This window comes from Methylibium sp., from assembly GCF_031393925.1.
Lineage (GTDB): Bacteria > Pseudomonadota > Gammaproteobacteria > Burkholderiales > Burkholderiaceae_C > Methylibium.
Map to the genome: position 1 here is coordinate 1 of NZ_JANMWL010000310.1, position 2,323 is coordinate 2,323.

General features: G+C 68.9%; 4 protein-coding genes and 1 pseudogene. All 5 read left to right on the plus strand.

Annotated elements, in window-relative coordinates; translation table 11 throughout:
- Positions 1–193 (plus strand): annotated as a pseudogene (locus RMO12_RS15835) (1,2-phenylacetyl-CoA epoxidase subunit A); the annotation flags it as partial.
- Between the two features lie 63 nt (positions 194–256).
- The gene (gene paaB / locus RMO12_RS15840) at positions 257–562 is read left to right on the plus strand and encodes a 1,2-phenylacetyl-CoA epoxidase subunit PaaB (protein ID WP_309640009.1); all 306 of its coding nucleotides are present in this window, start codon (positions 257–259) and stop codon (positions 560–562) included.
- A gap of 7 nt (positions 563–569) precedes the next feature.
- A complete protein-coding gene (gene paaC, locus RMO12_RS15845) occupies positions 570–1,343 on the plus strand; it encodes a 1,2-phenylacetyl-CoA epoxidase subunit PaaC (protein WP_309640010.1) in 774 nt (257 codons plus the stop codon).
- Positions 1,337–1,858: a 1,2-phenylacetyl-CoA epoxidase subunit PaaD gene (gene paaD / locus RMO12_RS15850; RefSeq protein ID WP_405029696.1), complete on the plus strand. Its 522-nt coding sequence runs from the start codon at positions 1,337–1,339 to the stop codon at positions 1,856–1,858. Before paaC ends, paaD begins: the two co-directional genes overlap by 7 nt.
- Before the next feature lie 5 nt (positions 1,859–1,863).
- Positions 1,864–2,323, plus strand: a 460-nt coding sequence (locus tag RMO12_RS15855; protein WP_309640012.1) for an FAD-binding oxidoreductase, incomplete at its 3' end; no start/stop codon positions are given.

Genomic DNA, 2,323 nt, shown 5'->3' on the forward strand with positions numbered 1-2,323 from the left:
GAACGAGGAGCGCCAGCACTGCGATTTCGGCGCCATCGACTGGGTCGAGTTCTGGCGTGTGGTCGGCGGTGACGGTCCCTGCAACCGCGAGCGCCTCGCGGCCCGCGTGAAGGCCTGGGACGACGGCGCCTGGGTCCGCGAGGCCGCACTCGCCTTCGCGGCCCGGCCGATCACCACGGAACTGGCGGCCTAGGGTGACACGTCCTACTTCGCGGCACGGCGGGCACCGGGTTCGCTCACGCTTGGAGCCACTGACATGACGACACCGAACGAAACGACGCCCGACGAGTGGCCCCTGTGGGAGGTGTTCGTGCGCAGCAAGGCGGGGCTGGACCACAAACATTGCGGCAGCCTCCACGCGGCCGACGCCAAGCTGGCGATCCAGTTGGCGCGAGACGTCTACACGCGCCGCCAGGAGGGCAGCAGCATCTGGGTGGTGCGCTCCGATCAGATCGTGGCGAGCGATCCGGGCGACAAGGGCATGTACTTCGATCCGATGGAGGACAAGGTCTACCGCCACCCCGGTTTTTACGCCTTGCCCGGCTCCCTCGACCACATGTGAGCCTGCCATGCAAGCCTCGATCGAAGTCCGACTCAGCCCCGCCGTGCAGTACCTGCTGCGCCTGGGCGACACCTGCCTGATCCACGCGCAGCGGCTGGTCGAATGGTGCGGCCACGCGCCCGTCCTCGAGGAAGACATCGCGCTGTCCAACATGGCACTCGACTTCCTCGGGCAAGCCCGTGGCCTGCTCACGCACGCCGCCGCGCTGGAGGGCCTGGGCCACGACGAAGACCAGCTCGCCTTCCTGCGCGACGAGCGCGATTACCGCAACCTTACCTTGGTCGAACTGCCGCGCGGCGACTTCGCGCACACCATGCTGTGCAACACGATGCTCTCGACCTGGCTGAAGCTGCTGTGGGCGCGGCTGGTCGATTCGTCGGACGCCGAACTCGCCGGCATTGCCGGCAAGGCGGTCAAGGAGGCGCGCTACCACCAGCAGCATGCCGGCGACTGGGTCGTGCGGCTGGGTCGCGGCACACGAGAATCGCGCCGCCGCTGCGAGCAGGCACTGGGCGAGCTGTGGCGCTACGTGCCGGAGATGTTCGAGTCCGACGCCATCGACGACGCGGCACGGTTGAGCGGCCTGGGCCCGCGCTGGTCGGAGCTGCACCAGCCGTGGCTGACCGAGATGGGCGCGATCCTCGGCGAAGCGGGGCTCGCACTGCCGCCGGAGTCGGCCTTCCGCAGCACCGGCAAGCGAGGCCTGCACAGCGAGCACATGGGCTTCATCCTGGCCGAGATGCAGCACTTGCAACGCGCCTTCCCCGGCGGTGTGTGGTGAACGACGCCGCGGCGGCCAGCGGCCGTCTCGCAGCGGCGTGGGCGGTGCTCGGTAGCGTGCTCGACCCCGAGGTGCCTGCGCTGTCGGTGCGCGACCTCGGCATCGTGCGTGACGTGCTCGACCACGGTGATGCGCTCGAGATCGTGCTGACACCGACCTACTCCGGTTGCCCCGCCACCGAGGTGATCGAGCACGATGTGCTGGCGGCCATTGCAGCCGCGGGTCTGGGGCCGGCCCGCGTGACGATGCGGCGGGCGCCGGCCTGGACCACCGACTGGATCAGCACCGAGGGGCGGCGCAAGCTCACCGAGTACGGCATCGCGCCGCCGGGGCCCGTGGCGGCAGACGCGGCGGCGCCGATCCGCATCGTCGGCCGCCGCGCGGATGTCGTCGCCTGCCCGCGCTGCCACAGCCTCTGCACCGAACGGCTGAGCGCGTTCGGCTCGACGGCCTGCAAGGCGATGTACCGCTGCCTGAGCTGCCGCGAACCCTTCGAGCACTTCAAGCCGATCTGACACCCATGAGCGTCATCTTCCATCCCCTTCGTGTGCGTGCGGTCGAGCCCGACACGGCAGAGGCCGTGATCGTCGCCTTCGAGGTGCCCGAGGCGCTGCGCGAGGTGTTCGGCTTCACGCAGGGTCAGTACCTCACCTTGCGCAAGCAGATCGACGGCCAGGATCTGCGGCGCTCCTATTCGATCTGTGCCGGCGTCGACGATGCAGAGTTGCGCGTGGCCGTGCGCAAGGTCAAGGGCGGCGTGTTCTCGAACTGGATCAACGCGCACCTGTTGCCGGGCGATACGGTCGACGTAATGGCACCCCAGGGCCGCTTCTTCGTGCCGCTCGATAAGGCGTCACGGCGCCACCATGTCGGCATCGCGGGCGGCAGCGGCATCACGCCGATTTTGTCGATCATGAAGACGGTGCTGGCACGCGAGCCGATGAGCCGCTTCACCTTGATCTACGGCAACCGGCTGCTGC

Bases quoted from the DNA above. Each gene is read 5' to 3' on its own strand.
- paaB (WP_309640009.1), top strand. From the start codon at position 257: ATGACGACACCGAACGAAACGACGCCCGACGAGTGGCCCCTGTGGGAG.
- paaC (WP_309640010.1), top strand. From the start codon at position 570: ATGCAAGCCTCGATCGAAGTCCGACTCAGCCCCGCCGTGCAGTACCTG.